Source organism: Mesorhizobium sp. P170090 (genome assembly GCF_057786115.1).
The window spans coordinates 4,638,247-4,657,318 of record NZ_JBYNWH010000001.1; the positions used below are offsets into that span (position 1 = coordinate 4,638,247).

Consider the following 19,072-nt stretch of genomic DNA (forward strand, 5'->3'; position numbering starts at 1 on the left):
GTTTAAATAAAGGGGAATCGCTTTCGGGTGTCAGTCGTTCCACGGCCCCGCATAATCGGCATAGAGCTTTGCCGGATCGGGCCGCGGCCGTTCCGGCGCCGGTCCCTGATAGGAGCCAATATGGATAAACCCGACAACACGTTCCTGTGGCGCCAGTCCCAGCAGCGCCCGGCCCTCCGCCACGTCGGAATACCAGTTGCTGATCATGTTGGTGCCGTAGCCCAGCGCATTGGCTGCGATCATCAGGTTCATCGCCGCCATGCCGCCGGACAGGAACATTTCCCATTGCGGGATTTTTGGATTGTCCTTCGGAACCGACACCACGCCGATCACCAGCGGCGCGCGGGAAAACCGCGCCAGCTCCTGGTTGCGGCGGTTTTCCGGCAGCGGCCCTTCGCGCTGTTCGGCGAGCGCCGCCAGCTTCCTGCCGATCTCGAATCGCGCCTCGCCGCGATAGAGGATGAAGCGCCACGGCTCCAGTCGGCCGTGATCGGGCACACGGCTTGCAGCCGCGATCATGGTCGCGATATCGCCATCGCTGGGCGCCGGTTCCTTCAATTCAGGAATCGGTGCGGAGTTTCGGGTCAGCAGGAAGTCGATGATCGGCGACGCCATGGGGCCAGGTCTCCTAAAGCACTCGATTTTGAGCTGAAGCGCGCCATTGCGGGTGGGGCGGCTCGTGCATTGGCGCGCACGCGCCGGACGAAAGAGCCGTTGCCAAGGCGGATCGGACTCTTAAGCCTTGAAATTGCCACCGCCTTGGGCTTCAACGCAAGGCATGTTTGAGGGGACATCGCGCCTTTTCCTGATTTGGCTCGCCGTAGCGCTGTTTGCGCCGGCCTCGATGGCCATGGCGCAGAATGCCGACGGCATCGGCAATCTGAAACTCCCCGATATTTCGAGCTATGCACCGCCCAAGGGCGAGACGCCGCTGGCACTAGGTGGCGGCGGCGCCATAACGCTGTCGGCCCAGTTGACCGACAAGGGCGCCGACATCACGCGCGGCATCGTCTGGCGCGTCTTCAAGCCCGAGGCCGCCGGCGACGGCAAGCTGCCGATGGTGGCTTCCGCGCATGGCGGCAGCGCCGTGTTCCAGCTCGAACCCGGCAGCTATCTGGTCCACGCCTCATACGGACGCGCCGGCGCCACCAAGCGCATCACCGTCGGCAAGGACGCCAGGCGCGAAAGCCTGGTGCTCGATGCCGGCGGCCTCAAGCTCGACGCGGTGCTGTCGGGCGGCGTGCGTATTCCGCCGAAAAAACTGCGCTTCTCCATTTATGAGGGCACCGCCGAGGCCAATGGCGACCGCGCTTTGATCATTCCCGATGTCGAGCCGAACAGCGTCGTGCGGCTCAACGCCGGCGTTTATCATGTCGTCTCCACCTATGGCGCGGTCAATGCCGTCATTCGCTCCGACATCCGCGTCGAAGCCGGCAAGCTGACCGAAGCCACCGTCGAGCATCGCGCGGCGGAGGAGACCATGAAGCTGGTGCGCGAGACCGGCGGCGAGGCCATCGCCGATACATCCTGGTCGCTGCTCAACGAATCCGGCGACCCGATCAAGGAGGCCGTCGGCGCCTTCGCCTCGATGGTCTTGGCCGAAGGCCAATACACCATCATCGCCAAGAACCGCGACCGCATCTACCAGAAGGATTTCACCGTCGTTGCCGGACAGAACCAGGAGATCGAGGTCCTGGCCACCGAGGCGTCGGCCATCGATCCCGAGGAAGGCGCCGACTGACCGGCGCGCCCATTGGCCTCGGTTTGGCCCTCAGTTGAAGTGGTAGTTCAGGGCTACGTCAGGCGGCCTTGCGCAGGCGGCGCTGCAGGAAGTGGACCCGGCCGCGCGGCGCGTCGGGCGCCAGATCGAAGACGCCGCGATGAAGACGCTCAAGCAGCGCCTTGCGATCGCGCAGCGATTCCAGCTCGGCCCAGCTCAACAGGTTGCCGACGCGCACGTCGATCGTCTTGCCGGACAGCCGCGCGAATTCGCGGATGAGCATTGAAAGGCGCAACGTCAGCGACGCCTTGCCGACGAATTTCGCCACCCTTCCTTCGCGCTCCGCCATGTTCATCGGGCCGCTGACCAGATGGAACAGCCGGCCGTTCTGCCCGGAAAAATGCATCGGCACCACCGACGCCTTGGCGTCCTGCACGAGGCGCGCCGGAAACATCTTCCACGGCAGGTCGCGCGCCCGGCCAAAGCCTTTCGGCGCGGTGGCGACGCCGCCGGCCGGAAATACGACGATGGTGACGCCCTCTTTCAACAGCCGCACTGCCTCGTGGCGCACCGCCATGTTGTTCTTCACCGCGTCCTTGGTCTCGGAAAAGTCGATCGGCAGCGAGTACGGTTCCATCTCGCGGACCTTCAGCAGATCCTTGTGGATCATGACGCGGAACGGACGCCCGAGTTGCTCGACGAACGACAGCACGGCAATGCCGTCGCCAATGCCGAACGGGTGGTTGGCGACGATCACCAGCGGCGTGTCCGGCAGCCCCGCCGGCGGCCACCGATCGGTGCTGCGCACCTTGACGTCGATCAGCTCCAGCATGCGGCTGAACACCCGCTCGCCCGTCGGCGCCACCTGGCGGCGCCAGAAATCATAGAGCGCGGCATACCGGTCGCGCCCCGACAGACCTTCAATGGAATGGATGAACCAGCGCGTCAGCGCCGGCTGGCTCGCATTGGCGTAGGAGAGTTCGGGAAACGGCCTTTCCCGTATCTTCAGCTTGAGCATGGGGGCTCGTTACAAGGTTGGCGTGACAGGCATGTGAAAATGGCGGTGGATCGCTCCACCGCCATTTCTCCGAAATATTGATTCCTCAGGCCGCGCTGCGCCTTCGGTCGGGCGAAACAGCCTCGTCGGAAAGCAGCTTCAGCGCGTCGGCCAGCTTGAGCGATTCCTGATCGCGCGAGCCAAGCCGGCGGATGTTGACCGTCTCCTCCTCCGCCTCGCGCTTGCCGCAGACGAGGATCACAGGAACCTTGGCCAGCGAATGCTCACGCACCTTGTAGTTGATCTTCTCGTTGCGCAGATCCGGTTCGGCCAAAAGTCCTGCCGCCTTCAACTGTGCGACAACCTTTCGCGCATAGTCGTCAGCATCCGAGGTGATCGTCGCCACAACCACCTGCAGCGGCGCGAACCACAGCGGGAAATGGCCGGAATAATGCTCGATCAGGATGCCGAGAAAGCGTTCCATCGAACCGCAGATGGCGCGATGCACCATCACCGGCTGCTTCTTTTCCGAATCCGAACCGATGTAGAAGGCGCCAAAGCGTTCCGGCAGATTGAAGTCGACCTGCGTGGTGCCGCACTGCCATTCGCGGCCGATCGCGTCCTTCAGCACATATTCGAATTTCGGCCCGTAGAAAGCGCCCTCGCCCGGATTGATCGAGGTCTTGATGCGGTTTCCCGAGCGCGTCCTGATTGTATCCAGCACGTTGCCCATGATCGCCTCGGCATGATCCCAGGCCTCGTCGGTGCCGACGCGCTTATCCGGCCGCGTCGACAGCTTCACGCTGACATCGTCGAAGCCGAAATCGGCGTAGGTCGACAGGATCAGATCGTTGATGCGCAGGCATTCCGCGGCCAGCTGCTCCTCGGTGCAGAAGATGTGCGCATCGTCCTGCGTGAAGCCGCGCACGCGCATCAGCCCGTGCAAGGCGCCGGACGGTTCGTAACGATGCACATTGCCGAATTCCGCAAGTTTTACGGGCAGATCGCGATAGGATTTCAACCCATGCTTGAATATCTGCACGTGGCCCGGACAATTCATCGGCTTCAGCGCGAACACGCGGTCGTCGTCGGTGTCGTCGCCGGCCACCGTCACCTTGAACATGGCATCGCGATACCAGCCCCAGTGGCCCGACGTCTCCCACAGGCTCTTGTCGAGAACCTGCGGTGCGTTGACCTCCTGGTAGCCCTGCTCGTCGAGGCGGCGGCGCATGTAGTTGACCAGATTCTGGAACATCTTCCAGCCCTTGGCGTGCCAGAAGACGACGCCCGGCCCCTCTTCCTGGAAATGGAACAGGTCCATCTCGCGGCCGAGTTTGCGGTGGTCGCGCTTCTCTGCCTCTTCCAGCATCGTCTGGTAGGCATCGAGTTCAGCTTGCTCGGCCCAGGCCGTGCCGTAGATGCGGGTCAGCATGGGGTTGTTCGAATCGCCACGCCAATAGGCGCCGGCCACCTTCATCAGCTTGAAGGCGTTGCCGATCTGCCCGGTGGAGGCCATGTGTGGGCCGCGGCAGAGGTCGAACCAGTCACCCTGGGAATAGATCTTGAGATCCTGGTCTTCGGGAATGGCGTCGATCAGCTCGAGCTTGTAGCGCTCGCCCTTCTCGGCAAAGACCTTTTTCGCCTTGTCGCGCGACCAGACTTCCTTGGTGAACGGCTTGTTACGCGCAATGATCTCGCGCATCTTCTTTTCGATCACCGGGAAATCGTCAGGCGTGAACGGCTCGTTACGGGCGAAGTCGTAATAGAATCCGTTCTCGATCACCGGCCCGATGGTCACTTGCGTTCCCGGCCACAGTTCCTGCACGGCCTCCGCCAGCACGTGTGCTGCATCATGACGGATGAGCTCCAGCGCGCGCGGATCGCTGCGGGTGATGATCTCGACCTTGCCGGACTTGCCAAGCGGGTCGGAAAGATCGCGAACGGTGCCGTCGATGGCATAGGCGACAGCCTTCTTGGCCAGCGACTTCGAGATCGATTCGGCGAGGCCCGCACCGGTCATCGCCGCGTCATAGTCGCGGACGGAGCCATCGGGAAATGTCAGGGAAACGGAATTCAGCATCGGGTATCTCCTATCCAGTCCCGCAAACGAGCGCGGGTGGTCGTGGTGTGAAGCCGGAGGCATCCGGCAGCGGGCGGGTTTTAGAGGCCACGCGGCATCAGGTAAAGAGCCGTCGTTGGCGCAGCTGTCAGGAAATGGCGCGACAGATGTCGCAGGCCAGTCGCACAGGCTTGCGAATTTCCCCGACACGAGGTTGGAATCCCCGGCATGGAAGACGCAAAATCCAGCCGAACCGCCTTGGGCGTCGCGCGCATGCGGGCCCTCCACCAGTTCTCGCAGCAGGCGGCGCTGTTTCGCGACCCATATGCGAGTGCGATACTGGGCGATGCCGCACCGACGGTGCAGGAGCTCGAGCAGGAAGGTGAGCGCAGCCGGCGCATGCGCCTGTTCGTGGCAGCGCGCGCCCGCCTCGCCGAGGACTGGCTGGCTGCGGCGGTGCGCCGGGGCGTCCAGCAAGTGGTGGTGCTCGGCGCCGGCCTCGACACTTTCTCGCTGCGCAATCCGTACCCTGATGTCGCGGTGTTCGAAGTCGATCACCCGGCGACACAGGCCTGGAAACGGAAATGCATCGCCGATGCTGGTCTTGCCGAACCGCGGGCCACCATGTTGGTGCCGGTCAACTTCGAGCGCCAGCGCCCCGCGGATGGCCTGGCATCGGCCGGTTTGCGGCAGACCGAGCCCAGTTTCTTCATCTGGCTGGGTGTCGTTCCGTATCTGAGCCAGGACGCAATCTTCAGCACCCTGTCCTGGATTGCCGGCATGCCCGGTTCGGAGGTCGTCTTCGACTACAGCGAGCCGGCCGAGAACCGCGATGCGGCTGGACAGGCTGCCCTCTCTTTCCATGCGGCGCGCGTCGCCGCTGCCGGAGAGCCCTGGATCAGCTTCTTCGTGCCCGCGGCACTGGCGCAATCGCTGCGCGAGCTCGGCTTCGATGAGATCGAAGATCTGGAAAGCAGCGACATCGCCGCCCGCTTCTCCAGGACGCCAAAGGCGGAGACAAGGAATTCCGGCGGCCACATCCTTCGTGCCCGCCGGAGCACTTGAAGCTAAAGCAAGTTCACTTCACCAGTTGCGGCAACTCCCTCAGTAACGCCGCGCGTGTCGCCGGGCCTTTCGGCATGTCGATCGGCTTGGTGTCGACGACCAGCCGGGCGAAGACGATCCGGCGGCCGCCCTTTTCGGCCCAGCCGACGAACCAGCCCAGCGCGCGCTTGTCCTTGCTGTTTCCCAGCCTGGTGCTGCCGGTTTTGCCCCGCACCGTCCAGCCGCCGGCCTGGAAAGTCGGCAGGATGGCTCGGGTCATCTCATGCGCCTTGGCAGAAACCGGCATCTTGCCGGCGAGCAGCTGGCGCAGGAAGGCTGTCTGTTCGACCGGCGATATCTCAAGCGAGGAATTTATCCAGGATTGCGTGAGCCCGTTGTCCTTGTCGGCATCGCCCGAGACATCCATGTTGCCGTAGCCGAATTTCGAGACGTAGAGGGCAAAGCTTTTTGCGCCGAGCCGGCGCACGATCTCGCGCGAATACCATACGATCGAGTCGCGCTCCCAGATCGTCGGGTCGACGGCCTTGTGGTCGCGCTTCACGGCGTTGAACTCAGGCTTGTAGTCCCAGCTCGGTGTATGCGCGTCGCTGAGGACACCGCTGTCGTAGCCGATCAGCGCCAGCGGCACCTTGAAGGTCGACGCCGGGCTGACGCGTTGGTCGCAGACGCCGCTTTGATAGAGCGTCTCGCCGCTCGCCGCGTCCTGGATAAGCGTGCAGGCGAAATCGCCAAGCGGCGCCGATTGCGCCCGCATCGGAAATCCCAGAAACCAGGCCAGCAGGAAGAGGACCGCGGCAATGATGAAGGGATGGGTTTCGATCCGACGCATGTGGGCTCTCCTGGGAATGAACAGGAGGCGCTTAGCGAAGTGTCTTGGCTCGATTTTGACTCAAATGCGCAGTCTTTGTGCAGGCCGTTGTTAACCCTACCGGATCGTAAAGAAATGCCGCCCTGGCGATCTATATCAGGGACCCAGCGCCTCCGCCGTCAGGCCTCGCCGCGCTTCCTGCCGATCTGCCAATAACGCCATGGCGTGAACCAGACGTAGCTCGGAGCGAGCACCTCCGGCACGCGGTCGACACCATGCGTTCCGAACGGCCCGCAGCGCAGCACGCGAAAAAGCCCCATCCAGCCGCCGGCCCACAGGCCATGGCGGGCGATTGCCTCATGCGCGTATTCGGAACAGGTCGGCAGATGCCGGCAGGAATTGCCGACAAAGCCGGACAGCGTCAGCTGGTACAAGCGCACCAGCGACGTGCCGAAAATGCGGCCGGGTGTTTTGCGCCAGGGACCGGGCCAGTTGCGCCCGCGCCGGGTCTGTCCGGCGGCATGCACATGCCGATGCTGGTCGCCCACCGCAGTCTCTTTCCGAACGCGACCCCGAAACCGGCTTCCGGGTCAGCTTGCGTTTCCAAACCGATAGATGTGAGCTTCGGCCGGCAAACGCAATCCTCTTCACTCGCCTCTTTGTCGGCTTCAGGGTCGCGAGCGGCGAAAGGGATGCCGCTCCGCTGGAGCCGCCCAGCGGGTGGCCGGCCTTTGCTCGGTGCGCTGCACATGATGCTGCCTGTCGCCATGCCACTGAAATGTCGCGATCCGCATCACATCGCAAAAGATTTCCAGTAACTGGATCATGGCCGCATCTCCTTTGAGACGGATTAGACGCCCGCTGGCCTTCGCCTTCAAACGAGTATAATTTCCGGTTCAGATAACTTCGGGTTATGCGAAATGAAGCGCGGACGGCTGCCCCTGACGGCATTGCGAAGTTTCGAGGCAGCCGGCCGGCAATTGAGCTTTAGCCGGGCCGCCGAGGAGCTGTTCGTCTCCCAGGCCGCCATCAGCCGGCAGATCCGCGAACTCGAGCAGTTCCTGCGCCAGCCCTTGTTCCACCGTCATCACCGTCGCGTCGAGCTGAGCGAAGCCGGCCAGCGCCTGCTCGATCAGTTGGTCAGGAGTTTCGACGACATCGACAGGCTGCTTTCGGACCTGGTGGCGGCCCCGGCGCAGTCGGTGGTTCGCGTCAGCGTCGAGCCGTCGCTGGCCTCTGTATGGCTGTTGCCGCGGCTCAACCGCTTCAGCCAGTTGCGGCCCGATATCGACGTTTCCCTCGAAGTCGACCCAAGGCCGATCGAGTTCCGCAGCGATCAGCCCGAACTCGCCTTGCGCTTCAGCGCGCGCGCCACCTCATGGCCGCGCAGCGAGGCCGAATGGCTCGCCTCGACCGTCGATTCACCGGTCTTGTCGCCGGCCTTGCTGGCATCGGGCCCTGCCCTCGAAAAGCCGCTCGACCTTGCCCGCTACACGCTGTTGCACGAGGAGAATCGTCAAGGCTGGGCGCGCTGGTTCGAGGCAGCCGGCGTGGCAGCCGACACCATTCCGGCGCGCGGCCCTATGCTGGCGGATGTGTCGCTGTCGAAGCAGGCGGCCCTGCTCGGCCACGGCGTGGCGCTGGGCGACCTCTTGCAGATTGGCGAGGAGATTGCATCCGGCGCGCTGATCAAGCCGTTCGACATCGACGTCGCATCGGGCGCCTACTGGCTGGTGGCCAGGAGTTTGAAGGATTTGCCGGAGCCGGCTAAGGCCTTTGCCGACTGGGTGAGAAGCGAATTTGCCGAAAGCAGACGGGCGCAGGAACAGCAGACCTAAGCCGTCGTGCTTCTTAAGCCTTCGGTTCTATTTCTGCTGCGCGCCGGATGACATCACTCGGCCGTCGAAATTGACCGTCGTCTCGCGCCAAGCCTGGTAGCTATCGGCATAAGTCGCAAGGCCAATGAAGGGCGCACAGCGGGTAATCGCCCGAACTGCGCTGTCATTGAACTTCTTGCCCTGTGGTTCTGTTGCAGGATTGAGTACCTTCGGCGGCGCCGCCAGCGAACCATCCCGGTTAAAGCTGATTTTGACGCGTGTGGCCACAAGTTCGTCGCCGAGGGGGATAATCCAGCAGCCAGCCAGCTTGTCAGCGAGGTAGGCGGCAGCCTTCTGCTGCGAGGCGTTTTCTGCGCCGGCAGCATAGCCACTCGTGACCAGCGAAACCACAAGGCCCGAAGCCACCATCAACCAATGCAAACGTCATGTCCTGCGCGAAGCCCGCGCTATGTCACGCTGCTTCTTCGGCGCGTTTCTTCTCGATCTGACCAATGGCATCGACGACCGCATCGAAGGTCAGCATGGTCGAGGCATGACGCGCCTTGTAGTCGCGCACCGGCTCCAGATATCTCAGATCGGCAAAGCGGCCTTGCGGCGGCGCGCCGTTTTCCTTGAGCATCTTCAGCATGGTGTCGCGCACCGCCCGCAATTCGTCGGCGCTGGCGCCGATGATATGTTGAGCCATGATCGAGGACGAGGCCTGGCCGAGGGCGCAGGCCTTCACGTCATGCGCGAAATCGGTGACGACGCCATTGTCCATCTTGAGGTCGATGGTCACCGTCGAGCCGCACAATTTGGAATGGGCCTTGGCCGTCGCATCCGGATGATCGAGCCGGCCGATGCGTGCGATGTTTCCGGCAAAACCCAGAATTTTCGCATTGTAGACGTCGTCAATCATATTTTTCCAATCCGTCGCCGCCAAGCGAACAGCGATTGCCGCTGTGGCGTCTTTCATTCGCTGCGTACGACCATATATAATGGTGGCAGTCGGGTACCGACAAGGCAACGCAGAGCCATCGTCCTTGCCCATTTCGTTCACGCCGCTTGCGGGCTGGAAACCGGGCGAGTTTTCAGCACCCGAAAGGTCGTGGTCCGTTCAACTCGTTCCTCCTGAGAGAGGAACTACGGGAGACGCCTTTATGGATGCCATCATCAAGAAAATCATGCCCCCTTCCGACTATCTGGACAAGCCGGTCACCGACAGGCCGAGCGAAGCCGAGGTCGAGGCCGCCGTGCGCACGCTGTTGCGCTGGACCGGCGACAATCCGGACCGCGAGGGCCTGATCGACACGCCCAAGCGCGTCACCAAGGCCTTTCTCGAAATGTTCAACGGCTATGACATGTGCCCGGCCGAAGAACTCGGCCGCACCTTCGAGGAAGTCGCCGGCTATGACGATCTCGTCATCGTCAGGGACATCCAGTTCCACTCGCATTGCGAGCACCACATGGTGCCGATCATCGGCAAGGCGCATGTCGGCTACCTCCCGGACGGCAAGGTCGTCGGCCTGTCCAAGATCGCGCGCGTCGTCGATATCTTCGCCCATCGCCTGCAGACTCAGGAGGCCATGACCGCACAGATCGCCGGCGTCATCCAGGACGTGCTCAATCCGCGCGGTGTCGCCGTCATGATCGAGGCCGAGCATATGTGCATGGCCATGCGCGGCATCCGCAAGCAGGGCTCCACCACGCTGACCTCGACCTTCACCGGCGTGTTCAAGGACACGCCCGAGGAACAGGTCCGTTTCGTCACCATGGTGCGCGGCCTCGGGGCGTAAGCCCCTCGCCGGCATCGCTAGATCAAGGACCGGCGATGTCGGCACTAACATTTCCCACGGCTCCATCAGACAAGAAGGCTCTCGAAGAAGGCGCGGTGTTTTCCCCGCGCTTCGATGCTGCCGGGCTGGTCACCGTCGTCGTCACCGACGCCGCTGACGGTATGCTGCTGATGGTCGCCCATATGAATGCCGAGGCGCTGGCGCTGACGCTCGAAACCGGCATCGCGCACTACTGGTCGCGCTCGCGCAGCACGCTGTGGAAGAAGGGCGAAACATCAGGCAATTTTCAGACCGTCGTCGAGATGCTCACGGATTGTGACCAGGACGCCATATGGTTGCGCGTCAAAGTGTTGGGCCACGACGCAACTTGTCACACCGGCCGGCGTTCATGTTTTTATCGGACGGTGGGGCTAATCGGCGGCAAGGCAACGCTTGCCGGCGATGGCAGCACGCCGCTGTTCGATGCGGAAAAAACGTATCGGAAGCCCGCGTGAACCATTCAACAGTCGCAAACCACTCATATTCACTATTCTCAAACGTCCTTCCTGTAGAACGGACGCGGGACAAGGGAGATCATGATGCTCGAGTGGGCGTCATTGCGTAGCAGACCGGACGTGCGGGAGGCCAATGGCCCCTCATCGTCCGGCGGCGTGCCTGACCCGCAACCCGCGGGCAAGACAGGCATTTCGCTCGCGCTGGGCGGCGGCTGCGCACGCGGCTGGGCGCACATTGGCGTGCTGCGCGCGCTCGACGAAGCCGGCATCGAAGTCTCAATGATCGCCGGCACCTCGATCGGCGCGCTGGTTGGCGGCTGCTATCTCGCCGGCAAGCTGGACGAACTCGAGGAGTTCGCCCGCAGCCTGACCAAGCGGCGCATCTTCGGCCTGCTCGATCTCAATCTGCGCGGCAGCGGCCTGTTCGGCGGCATGAAACTGGACGTCAGGCTGCGCGAGCACATGGCAGGCATCCGCTTCGAGGATCTGACGAAACCCTTCGTCGCCGTTGGCGCGGAAATCCGCACCGGCCATGAGATCTGGCTGTCCAGCGGTTCGCTGATCACCGCGATGCGGGCTTCCTATGCGCTGCCCGGCGTGTTCGAACCGGTGAATTGCAACGGCCGCATTCTGGTCGACGGCGCGCTGGTCAACCCGGTTCCGGTTTCGGTCTGCCGCGCCTACGAGCAGCCGCTGGTCGTCGCGGTCAACCTTCACTACGATCTGTTCGGCCGCGCCGCCGTCATCAAGCACAGCGCCGGCGAACTGCTCATCGAGAAGGACGCGCCCCGGCCAGGCCAGGCCAGCCCCGACCACCAGCCGCACCAGAGCCGTCTCGGCATCACCGGCGTCATGGTCGAAGCCTTCAACATCATCCAGGACCGGATTTCACGCGCAAGGCTGGCGGGCGATCCGCCCGACATGTCGCTCCAACCGAAACTCAGCCATATCGGCTTGACCGAATTCCACCGCGCGGATGAGGCGATCAGCGTCGGTTACCAGGCGACGATGGCGCAGATCAGCGAGTTGAAGCGGCTGCAGACGGTTCTCGCTTAAACCAGTTCGGCAATGTCAGGCTTTGGCCGCATCGGTGATGCTGAACTGCACCGTACGGTTGCCGTTCCAATAATTCCCCGACAGCGAGCCGGCGACATGGATCGTGTTGCCCCTGTTCTTGAACAGGAATTCGCCCAGCGCGGTATCGACGGATCGAAAGGCGATGCCCTGGATGCGGCCGCCGCTTTCCGACTGCAGATCAGCCCGGATGTGGTTGGTGCCGACGGCCCGCGCGTCGGCCAGCCGATGGCGCGGCAGCGCGAACACCGGCGCGACATGGCCGGCGCCGAAAGGCCCGGCCTTTTCCAGTGCATCGAGCAAAGCAATCGTCGCGCCCTCGGCGGCGAGCGCGCCGTCGACGGCCAGACTTTCTTCGTCCTGCAGCCGGAACACTTCGGCCGCCGCGCGCTCCTCGAAGAAAGCACGGAGTTCGCCGAGCTTGGCGCGTTCCACCGTGATGCCGGCGGCCATGCCGTGGCCGCCGCCCTTGACGATCAGCCCGGCATCGGCGGCTGCGCGCACCAGCCGTCCGAGATCGAAGCCCGACACCGAACGGCCAGAGCCGGTGCCGATGCCATTGGCGTTGAAGGCGATGGCGAAGGCCGGCCGCCGCGCATGGTCCTTCAGCCGCGAGGCGATCAAGCCGACAATGCCGGGATGCCAATTGGTGCTGGCGGTGACGATGATGGCCGGCCCGTTGCCGCCGGCAAGTTCGGCGTCAGCCTCGGCGCGCGCCGCTGCCAGCATCTCCAGTTCCATCTGCTGGCGTTCCTGGTTGAGCCGGTCGAGTGTCTCGGCAATGGTCCTGGCCTCAACCGGATCGTCGGTGGCGAGCAGCCGGCTGCCAAGTGCTGCATCGCCGATGCGGCCGCCGGCATTGATGCGCGGCCCAATCAGATAGGCGAGATGAAAGGTGCTTATCGGCTCACCGATGCGGGACACCCGCGCCAGTGCGGCGAGCCCCTCATTCTTCTGCTGCCGCGCCATCTGTAGTCCCTTGACGACGAAAGCGCGGTTCACGCCGATGAGCGGCACCACATCGCAAACCGTGGCCAGCGCCGCCAGGTCGAGCAACGACAACAGGTCCGGTGGCGCTGCGTCGGGCAATCGGCTGCGCAGGACCCTCGCCGTCTGCACCAGAGTGAGGAAGACGACACCGGCGGCGCACAGATGGCCTTGCCCGGAAAGGTCGTCCTCGCGATTGGGATTGACGACCGCGGTCGCCTCCGGCAGCGGGCCGCCGACCTGATGGTGGTCGAGCACCACCACATCGGCGCCTGCGGCCTTGGCGGCATCAATGGAGACAGCGCTGTTGGTGCCGCAATCGACGGTGACGATCAGCGTCGCGCCGCGCGAGACCAGTTCGCGCATAGCCTCCGGATTGGGGCCGTAGCCCTCGAAGATGCGGTCGGGAATGTAGATCTCCGAAGGCACCGAGAAATGCGTCAGGAAGCGCTTGAGCAACGCCGAAGAGGCGGCGCCGTCGACATCGTAGTCGCCGAAGATTGCCACCTTCTCCTTGGCCATGACCGCTTCGGCGATGCGGGTCGCAGCCTTGCCCATGTCGGTCAGCGAAGCCGGATCCGGCAACAGATTGCGAATCGTCGGATCGAGGAAGCGCTCGGCCTGGTCGGCGGTGACGCCGCGCCCGGCGAGCACGCGAGCCACAATGTCGGGCACGCCGTGGCCCTGCGCTATGGCGAGCGCAGTCATGTCCTGCCGCTCGCTCAACCGGTGTTCCCAGGAAACACCGGTCGCCGACTGCCTGACATCGAGGAAGAAGCGTTTGTCGCCCGTCATAGGAGGCGTAGTCTACAGATTGTCATTTCCGGCAATATGCGACGGCTAAACAGGAAAGTCTCAACTTTTCCACCTCCTGGTGACGCGCCTTGATCTCGCGGCTCACGCCTCCGCCAGAACCCGATGATGACTGGTGGGTTCGACCTGAAATCTCAATCCGGCTCCAAATCAAAGAGAGAGAGCATTATGGCGTCCGAAACCACTTTTCAGCAGCAGCATCAATCGGTTAAAGGAGAAAAATGACTTGGCTTAGCCCGCACGCTCGATGCGGATAACCTGCGGCTTGTCTGTGAGGTGGCCGTCCTTGGTAATGCCGTCGACAGCCTTGCGCACGGCTGCTTCCGTGGTCTCGTGGGTGACCAGGATCACCGTCTTTTGCGCGTCCGTCTCGCCGCTGACGGCATGCTGGACGATCGATTCCAGCGAAATATCATTGTCGGCCATGCGCTTGGCGATCGCGGCAAAGACACCGATGCGGTCGTGCACGGTCAGCCGGATGAAATAGCCGCCGGCATGGCTGCGCATCTGCGCCTTCTTGTAGGGGCGCAGTTCCTTGGCCGGCAGGCCGAACACCGGACCGTGCTGGAAGCCCGGCCGGCTCTTTGCGATGTCGGCGATATCGCCGACCACGGCGGACGCGGTGGCGTTGCCGCCGGCGCCCGGGCCGGAGAGCAGCAGTTCGCCCAGAATGTCGGTTTCGATGGCCACTGCATTGGTCACGCCATGCACCTGTGCGATCACCGACGCGGTCGGCACCATGGTCGGGTGCACACGCTGCTCGATGCCGCTGTCGGTGCGCTGCGCGACACCGAGCAGTTTTATCCGGTAGCCGAGATCGGCGGCAGCGCGGATGTCGGCCTGGCTGATGTTGGAAATGCCTTCCATGTAGATGTCATTGGCCGCGATCCTGGTGCCGAAGGCCAGGCTGGTCAGGATCGACAATTTGTGCGCCGTATCATGGCCCTCGATATCGAAGGTCGGGTCGGCCTCTGCATAACCCAGCCGTTGCGCGTCGTTCAGGCACTCGTCGAAGGAGATGCCCTCGGCCTCCATGCGGGTCAGAATGTAGTTGCAGGTGCCGTTGAGGATGCCGAAAACGCGGGTGACCGAATTGCCGGCCATCGCCTCGCGCATCGTCTTGATGACCGGGATGCCGCCGGCAACTGCCGCCTCGTAGTTGAGCAGCACGCCCTTCTTCTCGGCGATTTCGGCAAGCGCCACGCCGTGCTTGGCCAACAGCGCCTTGTTGGCGGTGACGACATGACGTCCGGCTTCAAGTGCTGCCTTGACCGACGCGCGCGCTGCCCCTTCGTCGCCGCCGATCAGTTCGACGAAGACGTCGATGTCGGCGGCCTGCGCCATCTTGATCGGATCGTCGAACCATTTGGCGGCGCTGAGGTCGACGCCACGGTCGCGCTTGGGATCGCGCGCGGAAACGGCCGTGACGATGACATCGCGTCCGCACTGGCGCGTCAGTTCCGCTGCCTTGTCGCGCAGCACGCGCGCCACCGAGGCGCCAACCGTACCCAGACCCGCAATTCCAACACGCAACGCTTCAGCCATGCCCGGCGACGCCCCTCAAAAAATCTGCTCGAATAAGATGTGCGGCGACTTTAGCGATGCGCGGAAAGCGGCACCACGTTGTTCGGCTGCTTGGCGCTGGACGCCAGGAAGCGCTTGATGTTGCGCGCCGCCTGCCGGATCCGGTGCTCGTTCTCGACCAGAGCGATGCGGACGTGATCGTCGCCATGCTCGCCAAAGCCGATGCCCGGCGCCACCGCGACGTCGGCGTGCTCGATCAGGAGCTTGGAAAACTCAAGCGAGCCGAGATGCTTGAACGGCTCCGGGATCGGCGCCCAGGCGAACATCGAGGCAGCCGGTGCCGGAATGGTCCAGCCGGCGCGGCTGAAGGCATCGACCATGACGTCGCGGCGCTTCAAATAGACCTCGCGAACTTCGGCGATGTCGGCGCCGTCGCCATTCAGCGCATGCGCCGCCGCCACCTGGATCGGCGTGAAGGCGCCGTAATCGAGATAGGACTTCACCCGCGTCAACGCCGAGATCAGCCGCTCATTGCCGACGGCGAAGCCCATGCGCCAGCCAGGCATGGAGAAGGTCTTCGACATCGAGGTGAACTCGACGCAGACATCGATGGCGCCCGGCACCTGCAGCACCGAAGGCGGCGGATTGCCGTCGAAATAGATCTCCGAATAGGCAAGGTCCGACAGGATGATGATGTCGTTCTTCTTGGCGAAGGCGACCACGTCCTTGTAGAAATCGAGCGAGGCGACCAGCGCCGTCGGGTTCGACGGATAGTTGAGGATCAATGCCAGCGGCTTCGGGATCGAATGACGGACACCGCGCTCGAGCGCCGGGATGAAGCCGTCATCCGGCTCGACCTGCAGCGAACGGATGACGCCGCCCGACATGATGAAGCCGAAAGCATGGATCGGATAGGTCGGGTTGGGGCACAGGATCACGTCGCCCGGCGCGGTGATCGCCTGCGCCATATTGGCGAAGCCTTCCTTCGAACCGAGCGTCGCCACCACCTGCGTGTCGGGATTGAGCTTCACGCCGAAGCGGCGCTGATAATAGGCGGCCTGGGCGCGGCGCAGACCTGGGATGCCGCGGGAGGAGGAATAGCGATGCGTGCGCGGATCGCGCACCACTTCGCACAATTTGTCGACGATCGCCTTCGGCGTCGGCAGGTCCGGATTGCCCATGCCAAGGTCGATAATGTCGGCGCCGCGCGAACGGGCGCTGGCCTTCAGCCGGTTGACCTGCTCGAACACGTAGGGCGGAAGCCGGCGGACCTTGTGAAATTCTTCCATGTCAGTTCCAGACGATTTAAGATTGGCTTTAGCACAGTTGGCTTGGCTAGGCGCCTTTGGCAAAGACCGCTTTCGGCGCGCGATATAGCCTTATTTGCAGGTAGGGTCGAGGGCGGGATCGCATTTGGCTTCGATCTGCTTCAGCGTGTCCTTGCCATGGTTCTTCGCCAGCGAGTTCAGCGCCGCCGGGCTGGTGGACGGGGCACCGCCGCCGCCCTTGGCCACTTGCCCCTGCTGTTCGCCCTTCAACTGGGCAAGCTTGGCCTGCGTCTCCTCAGGGGTGAGTTGCTTTGCCGCCACCTGCGGTGGGATGTTGAGATTGGGATAAGAGCCGGTGTCCTGCGCGCCCTGGGTCAGGCCGACATTCATCCCGTTGCCGGTGTTGGCGCTCGTGCAGCCACTTGCCGCCAGCAGCCCTGGCGCCAGACAGGCGATTGCAACCGCGACGCGGCAAAAGCGGCCTGCCCCCGAAAAAATGGTCTTGCCGGTGTTAATCGTCATATTGTTTTCCTGGCAGCCGGGGTACAGCGCATTGGACCCGGTCAGATGTCCCATGATAATATGTCAAGAAAACGCCTCGGGAGGAACCCCGCGAGCCATGTCCAAAACACCTGATTCGAGCAAAGCGGAAGATGATCAATCTTCGACCGTCGAGCAATATCTGGTGAAAGACCCGGAACGCTTCGCGTTGAACATGGCGCGCATGGTCGAGCAGGCCGGGAAAGCCGCCTCCGCCTGGGCCGAGCCGCGCGAAAAGGGCGAGGTGCGCGATCATGTCGCCGAACCCGTGGTCGACATGGTCAAAACCTTTTCCAAGCTCAGCGAATATTGGCTGGCCGACCCGCAACGCGCGCTGGAAGCGCAGACGCGGCTGTTCGCCGGCTACATGACGGTCTGGGGCAACGCCATCCAGAAGGTTAGCCCGAATGCCGAGGCGCCCGAAGATGCGGTCAAGCCCGAGCGCGGCGACAAGCGTTTTCAAGACCCCGAATGGGGTCGCAACGCTTTCTTCGATTTCCTCAAACAGGCCTATCTCGTCACCTCGCGCTGGGCGGCCGACCTGGTCGAGCACGCCGAAGGCCTCGACGACCACACCCGCCACAAGGCGAGCTTCTACGTCAAGCAGGTGTCCAATGCCATCTCGCCGTCGAACTTCATCCTGACCAATCCGGAGCTGTTTCGAGAAACCGTCGCCTCGAATGGAGAAAACCTGGTGCGCGGCATGAAGATGCTGGCCGAAGACATCGCCGCCGGCAAGGGCGACCTGAAGCTGAGACAAGCTGACTATTCGCCCTTCGAGATCGGCAAGAACGTCGCGACATCTCCCGGCAAGGTGGTCGGCCGCAGCGATGTCGCCGAAATCATCCAGTACGATCCGACGACGGAGACGGTGCTCAAGCGCCCGCTGCTGATCTGCCCGCCCTGGATCAACAAGTTCTACATCCTCGATCTCAACCCGCAAAAGTCCTTCATCCGCTGGGCGATCGAGCAAGGCCATACCGTGTTCGTCATCTCCTGGATCAATCCCGACGAGCGGCACGGCGCCAAGGGCTGGGAAGCTTACATACGGGAGGGCCTGCAATACGGCCTCGACACGATCGAGAAGGCGACCGGCGAGAAAGAGGTCAACGCCATCGGCTATTGCGTCGGCGGCACGCTGCTGGCGGCCGCACTCGCACTGCTGGCACAGGAAGGCGACAACCGCATCAAATCGGCGACCTTCTTCACCACACAGGTCGACTTCACCCATGCCGGCGACCTGAAAGTCTTCGTCGACGAGGACCAGGTGGCAGCGGTCGAGAAATCGATGAACGAAAAGGGCTACCTCGACGGCACCAAGATGGCGACCGCCTTCAACATGCTGCGCTCGGGCGACCTGATCTGGCCCTATGTCATCAACAATTACATGCGCGGCAAGGATCCCCTGCCCTTCGACCTGCTCTACTGGAACGCCGATTCCACCCGCATGGCGGCCGCCAACCACTCCTTCTACCTGCGCAACTGTTATCTCGAGAACAATCTGACTCGTGGCGTGATGGAACTCGCCGGCCGCACTGTGTCGCTGGCCGACGTCACCATCCCGGTCTACAACCTGGCGTCGAAGGAAGATCACATCGCGCCGGCCCTTTCGGTGTTTCTCGGCTCGCAATATTTCGGCGGCGACGTCGAGTTTGTGATGGCTGGTTCCGGCCACATTGCCGGTGTCGTCAACCCGCCGGCAGCCAAGAAATACCAGTACTGGACCGGCGGCAAACCGACAGGCGATTTTGACCAGTGGCTCGCCTCGGCGGTGGAGCATCCCGGCTCCTGGTGGACGCACTGGCAGCACTGGATCGAAACCCAGGACGACACCCTCGTTCCGGCCCGCAAACCGGGCAAGCATATGAAAACCCTGGGTGATGCCCCCGGCACCTATGTGAAGGTGCGCGTGTAACGGCCGGCACCTTTTGCAGGTGCCTGTGTGTAACGGAATGTAATGTCTGGTGAGTTGACGGGCCGGCAAAACGGGGCGAAATGGTGTCGTCAACCTTCAAGAAGCCTCAATCGGCCTCCATCGAGCAAATAATTCAGAGGCTTGCAGAATTGACACAAGTCTCGTTTCCGGTTTGGGAACACAAGGTTGTTGGAT

General features: G+C 63.0%; 18 protein-coding genes. 7 read left to right on the top strand and 11 right to left on the bottom strand.

Features of this window, described 5'->3' with window-relative positions; translation table 11 throughout:
• Positions 1-30: 30 nt before the first annotated feature.
• Entirely contained in the window at positions 31-615 is a 585-nt protein-coding gene (locus AC3EML_RS22550) for a nitroreductase family protein (RefSeq protein ID WP_352514096.1), read from the bottom strand.
• 163 nt (positions 616-778) lie between these two features.
• Here AC3EML_RS22550 and AC3EML_RS22555 point away from each other — a divergent pair, with 163 nt between their 5' ends.
• Positions 779-1,741: a hypothetical protein gene (locus tag AC3EML_RS22555; protein WP_023695450.1), complete on the top strand. Its 963-nt coding sequence runs from the start codon at positions 779-781 to the stop codon at positions 1,739-1,741.
• Between the two features lie 58 nt (positions 1,742-1,799).
• On the opposite strand, the gene AC3EML_RS22560 is transcribed toward AC3EML_RS22555, so the two are convergent.
• Together AC3EML_RS22560 and thrS are read right to left on the bottom strand one after the other, a co-directional pair.
• Positions 1,800-2,738 carry a lysophospholipid acyltransferase family protein gene (locus AC3EML_RS22560; RefSeq protein ID WP_352520473.1) on the bottom strand — a complete coding sequence of 313 codons (939 nt, stop codon included), beginning with the start codon at positions 2,736-2,738 and terminating at the stop codon, positions 1,800-1,802.
• Positions 2,739-2,823: 85 nt separating this feature from the next.
• Entirely contained in the window at positions 2,824-4,797 is a 1,974-nt protein-coding gene (gene thrS, locus AC3EML_RS22565) for a threonine--tRNA ligase (RefSeq protein ID WP_023667614.1), read from the bottom strand.
• 207 nt (positions 4,798-5,004) lie between these two features.
• Between thrS and AC3EML_RS22570 the strand changes: the two genes are divergently transcribed.
• A complete protein-coding gene (locus AC3EML_RS22570; protein ID WP_352520474.1) occupies positions 5,005-5,841 on the top strand; it encodes an SAM-dependent methyltransferase in 837 nt (278 codons plus the stop codon).
• Positions 5,842-5,854: 13 nt separating this feature from the next.
• Here the strand turns inward: AC3EML_RS22570 and blaOXA are convergent, their stop codons facing one another.
• Together blaOXA and yidD are read right to left on the bottom strand one after the other, a co-directional pair.
• Complete coding sequence (blaOXA, locus tag AC3EML_RS22575; RefSeq protein WP_023695454.1) at positions 5,855-6,670, bottom strand: class D beta-lactamase; 816 nt, start codon at positions 6,668-6,670, stop codon at positions 5,855-5,857.
• Between the two features lie 158 nt (positions 6,671-6,828).
• Positions 6,829-7,197 (bottom strand): membrane protein insertion efficiency factor YidD, encoded by a 369-nt coding sequence (gene yidD / locus AC3EML_RS22580; protein WP_023695455.1) that lies wholly within the window; start codon positions 7,195-7,197, stop codon positions 6,829-6,831.
• 372 nt (positions 7,198-7,569) lie between these two features.
• On the opposite strand from yidD, the gene AC3EML_RS22585 reads away from it, so the two are divergent.
• Positions 7,570-8,487 carry a LysR substrate-binding domain-containing protein gene (locus AC3EML_RS22585; protein WP_352520475.1) on the top strand — a complete coding sequence of 306 codons (918 nt, stop codon included), beginning with the start codon at positions 7,570-7,572 and terminating at the stop codon, positions 8,485-8,487.
• A 27-nt stretch (positions 8,488-8,514) separates the two neighbouring features.
• Here AC3EML_RS22585 and AC3EML_RS22590 read toward each other — a convergent pair whose 3' ends face one another.
• The gene (locus AC3EML_RS22590) at positions 8,515-8,907 is read right to left on the bottom strand and encodes a hypothetical protein (protein ID WP_352520476.1); all 393 of its coding nucleotides are present in this window, start codon (positions 8,905-8,907) and stop codon (positions 8,515-8,517) included.
• Positions 8,908-8,938: 31 nt separating this feature from the next.
• Positions 8,939-9,385 carry an iron-sulfur cluster assembly scaffold protein gene (locus tag AC3EML_RS22595; protein WP_352520477.1) on the bottom strand — a complete coding sequence of 149 codons (447 nt, stop codon included), beginning with the start codon at positions 9,383-9,385 and terminating at the stop codon, positions 8,939-8,941.
• A 241-nt stretch (positions 9,386-9,626) separates the two neighbouring features.
• Here AC3EML_RS22595 and folE point away from each other — a divergent pair, with 241 nt between their 5' ends.
• The 3 genes from folE (at position 9,627) to AC3EML_RS22610 (ending at position 11,812) form a co-directional block, all read left to right on the top strand.
• A complete protein-coding gene (folE, locus tag AC3EML_RS22600; RefSeq protein ID WP_352520478.1) occupies positions 9,627-10,262 on the top strand; it encodes a GTP cyclohydrolase I FolE in 636 nt (211 codons plus the stop codon).
• Positions 10,263-10,297: 35 nt separating this feature from the next.
• Positions 10,298-10,756: a phosphoribosyl-AMP cyclohydrolase gene (hisI, locus tag AC3EML_RS22605; protein ID WP_023729882.1), complete on the top strand. Its 459-nt coding sequence runs from the start codon at positions 10,298-10,300 to the stop codon at positions 10,754-10,756.
• 84 nt (positions 10,757-10,840) lie between these two features.
• Positions 10,841-11,812: a patatin family protein gene (locus AC3EML_RS22610; RefSeq protein WP_023667624.1), complete on the top strand. Its 972-nt coding sequence runs from the start codon at positions 10,841-10,843 to the stop codon at positions 11,810-11,812.
• 15 nt (positions 11,813-11,827) lie between these two features.
• Here the strand turns inward: AC3EML_RS22610 and recJ are convergent, their stop codons facing one another.
• The 4 genes from recJ to AC3EML_RS22630 form a co-directional block, all read right to left on the bottom strand.
• Entirely contained in the window at positions 11,828-13,612 is a 1,785-nt protein-coding gene (recJ, locus tag AC3EML_RS22615; RefSeq protein WP_352520479.1) for a single-stranded-DNA-specific exonuclease RecJ, read from the bottom strand.
• Positions 13,613-13,861: 249 nt separating this feature from the next.
• The gene (locus AC3EML_RS22620; protein WP_352520480.1) at positions 13,862-15,175 is read right to left on the bottom strand and encodes a homoserine dehydrogenase; all 1,314 of its coding nucleotides are present in this window, start codon (positions 15,173-15,175) and stop codon (positions 13,862-13,864) included.
• Between the two features lie 50 nt (positions 15,176-15,225).
• Entirely contained in the window at positions 15,226-16,443 is a 1,218-nt protein-coding gene (locus tag AC3EML_RS22625; protein WP_023667626.1) for an LL-diaminopimelate aminotransferase, read from the bottom strand.
• Positions 16,444-16,533: 90 nt separating this feature from the next.
• Positions 16,534-16,944, bottom strand: a complete 411-nt coding sequence (locus AC3EML_RS22630) for a hypothetical protein (RefSeq protein WP_023681616.1) — start codon at positions 16,942-16,944, stop codon at positions 16,534-16,536.
• A 97-nt stretch (positions 16,945-17,041) separates the two neighbouring features.
• Between AC3EML_RS22630 and phaC the strand changes: the two genes are divergently transcribed.
• Entirely contained in the window at positions 17,042-18,877 is a 1,836-nt protein-coding gene (phaC, locus tag AC3EML_RS22635) for a class I poly(R)-hydroxyalkanoic acid synthase (protein WP_352520481.1), read from the top strand.
• The last annotated feature ends 195 nt before the right edge of the window (positions 18,878-19,072 follow it).

What these genes read in the sequence shown, in the direction of transcription:
- recJ (WP_352520479.1), bottom strand. Translation starts at nt 13,612, where the DNA reads ATGACGGGCGACAAACGCTTCTTCCTCGATGTCAGGCAGTCGGCGACC.
- AC3EML_RS22560 (WP_352520473.1), bottom strand. Translation starts at nt 2,738, where the DNA reads ATGCTCAAGCTGAAGATACGGGAAAGGCCGTTTCCCGAACTCTCCTAC.
- AC3EML_RS22610 (WP_023667624.1), top strand. Translation starts at nt 10,841, where the DNA reads ATGCTCGAGTGGGCGTCATTGCGTAGCAGACCGGACGTGCGGGAGGCC.
- folE (WP_352520478.1), top strand. Translation starts at nt 9,627, where the DNA reads ATGGATGCCATCATCAAGAAAATCATGCCCCCTTCCGACTATCTGGAC.
- AC3EML_RS22625 (WP_023667626.1), bottom strand. Translation starts at nt 16,443, where the DNA reads ATGGAAGAATTTCACAAGGTCCGCCGGCTTCCGCCCTACGTGTTCGAG.
- thrS (WP_023667614.1), bottom strand. Translation starts at nt 4,797, where the DNA reads ATGCTGAATTCCGTTTCCCTGACATTTCCCGATGGCTCCGTCCGCGAC.
- AC3EML_RS22630 (WP_023681616.1), bottom strand. Translation starts at nt 16,944, where the DNA reads ATGACGATTAACACCGGCAAGACCATTTTTTCGGGGGCAGGCCGCTTT.
- phaC (WP_352520481.1), top strand. Translation starts at nt 17,042, where the DNA reads ATGTCCAAAACACCTGATTCGAGCAAAGCGGAAGATGATCAATCTTCG.
- AC3EML_RS22550 (WP_352514096.1), bottom strand. Translation starts at nt 615, where the DNA reads ATGGCGTCGCCGATCATCGACTTCCTGCTGACCCGAAACTCCGCACCG.
- hisI (WP_023729882.1), top strand. Translation starts at nt 10,298, where the DNA reads ATGTCGGCACTAACATTTCCCACGGCTCCATCAGACAAGAAGGCTCTC.
- AC3EML_RS22585 (WP_352520475.1), top strand. Translation starts at nt 7,570, where the DNA reads ATGAAGCGCGGACGGCTGCCCCTGACGGCATTGCGAAGTTTCGAGGCA.
- AC3EML_RS22570 (WP_352520474.1), top strand. Translation starts at nt 5,005, where the DNA reads ATGGAAGACGCAAAATCCAGCCGAACCGCCTTGGGCGTCGCGCGCATG.
- AC3EML_RS22555 (WP_023695450.1), top strand. Translation starts at nt 779, where the DNA reads ATGTTTGAGGGGACATCGCGCCTTTTCCTGATTTGGCTCGCCGTAGCG.
- AC3EML_RS22620 (WP_352520480.1), bottom strand. Translation starts at nt 15,175, where the DNA reads ATGGCTGAAGCGTTGCGTGTTGGAATTGCGGGTCTGGGTACGGTTGGC.
- blaOXA (WP_023695454.1), bottom strand. Translation starts at nt 6,670, where the DNA reads ATGCGTCGGATCGAAACCCATCCCTTCATCATTGCCGCGGTCCTCTTC.
- AC3EML_RS22595 (WP_352520477.1), bottom strand. Translation starts at nt 9,385, where the DNA reads ATGATTGACGACGTCTACAATGCGAAAATTCTGGGTTTTGCCGGAAAC.